The 1,800-nt window shown below is 68.3% G+C and carries 2 protein-coding genes; one reads left to right on the plus strand and one right to left on the minus strand.

The genetic code is table 11. The features are described 5' to 3' along the window. A partial coding sequence (locus JMF90_RS35515) for an efflux transporter outer membrane subunit (protein WP_201326200.1) occupies positions 1–1,375 on the minus strand: 1,375 nt, incomplete at its 3' end. 77 nt (positions 1,376–1,452) lie between these two features. On the opposite strand from JMF90_RS35515, the gene JMF90_RS35520 reads away from it, so the two are divergent. Then, positions 1,453–1,800, plus strand: a 348-nt coding sequence (locus JMF90_RS35520) for a TetR/AcrR family transcriptional regulator (protein ID WP_201326201.1), incomplete at its 3' end; no start/stop codon positions are given.

A 1,800-nucleotide genomic window follows, 5' to 3' on the forward strand; every position in this document is an offset into this window, starting at 1 on the left:
CGGTTCGCGCCTGCACGCGTTCGTCGGACGCGCGCAGCAGGCTTTCATCCGCCTGCAATACTTCGATCAGGCTGACCACCCCTTTCTGGTAAGCCGCGAACGACGCGGCCCGCGCGCGGCCGAGCGACTTCACGCCGTCACCGAGAATCGCCGCCTGCTCGTCACGCTTGACGAGCGCGGAGAACGCATTCTCGACGTCCTCGGTCGCATGCAGCGCCGCGAGCCGATACGCAGCCAGCATTTCGGCATCCTGCCCTTTGGCCTGCGCGATCTGCGCATTGATCCGGCCGAAATCGAACAGACGCCAGCGCAAGCCGAGCACGCCCGCAGCCTGGTTCGCGCCGCCGGCAAACAGGTTGCCCGCGCCCATCGTCGTCGCGCTGCCGATCAACCCGCCCAGCGAGAACTTCGGGTAATACTCGGCGATCGCCACGCCGATGCGTGCATTCGACGCCGCCACGCGCCGCTCGGCGGCGATCAGGTCGGGCCGGCGCCGCAGCAGTTCGCCGGGCGTGCCGGTCGCCGCGATCCGCGGCGCGACCGGTACCTCGCCGCCGTCGAGCAATTCCGCGCGATGTGTGCCGGGCTGCGCGCCGAGCATCACGTCGAGCGCATTCATCGCCGCGTCCAGCGCCGCTTCGAGCACCGGCACCGTGGCACGAACCTGCGCGAGCGCGCCTTCGGCCTGCCGCACCTGAAGCTCCGCCGCGAGGCCCTTTCCATAGAGCAGGTTGAGGGTCGACAGCAGATCCTGCTCGGTCTGCACCTGGTGCCGCGCGACCTCGAGCCGGCCCTGCAACCCGCGAATCGTGATGTAGGTATCCGCCGTTTGCGCGGCGACGGCGAGCCGCGTCGCGACCGCCGCCGCTTCGGAGGCCTGATAGTCGGCGAGCGCCGCTTCGCGGCCGCGGCGCAATCCGCCGAATATATCCAGCTCCCAGCTCGCGTTGAAATCGGCCTCGTAGTCGTTGCCATGACGGTCGAAACCGGGCGTCGCATTCAACACCTGCCCCAACGGCGTTTCGACCGACTGGTAGACGCGTGCGGCCTGGCCGCTCACATTGCCGGACGGCAGCAGCGCCGCATTCGCCGCGCCGAGCCCCGCGCGTGCCTGCGCGACGCGCGCCGCGGCCTGCGCAAGATCGAGGTTCTGCGCGAGCGCCAGCGTGATGTAGCGCGTCAATTGCGGATCGCCGAAGCCCGTCCACCACGTCGCGAGATCGGCGTCGGCCGCCGCGTGGCGCTGATCCACGGCGCGCTGCCCCTGGAACTGCCGCGGCATCGCCACGTCCGGCCGCGCATAGTCGGGACCGACGGCACACCCCGCCGACAAGATGGCGGCCAGCGCCGCGGCAACGATGGGTTTGGGTAGCATGAGGGTTTTGGCAAGAATCCGGTGGTGACTATAATACCAAATAGTCACTCGTTGTCCATTCCCGTCAGCTGCAGCCCATGAAAAAAATCGACCCTTCCCCGGCGCCCGCGCGCGGCCCGGCCGACCACGACGTCCGCGACCAGATCGTGGCCGCCGCCACCGAGCACTTCAGCCGGTACGGCTATGAAAAGACGACCGTGTCGGACCTCGCGAAGGCGATCGGCTTCTCGAAGGCCTATATCTACAAGTTCTTCGAGTCGAAGCAGGCGATCGGCGAGATGATCTGCGCGAACTGCCTGCGCGAAATCGAGACGGACGTGCGCGCGGCCGTCGCCGCGGCCGAGCTGCCCACCGAAAAGCTGCGGCGGCTCTTCAAGGTCTCTACCGAGGCGAGCCTCCGGCTGTTCTTCCACGACCGCAAGCTG

The organism is Burkholderia sp. E168m23 (genome assembly GCF_016586125.1).
In the GTDB taxonomy this organism is placed as follows: Bacteria; Pseudomonadota; Gammaproteobacteria; order Burkholderiales; family Burkholderiaceae; genus Burkholderia; species Burkholderia orbicola.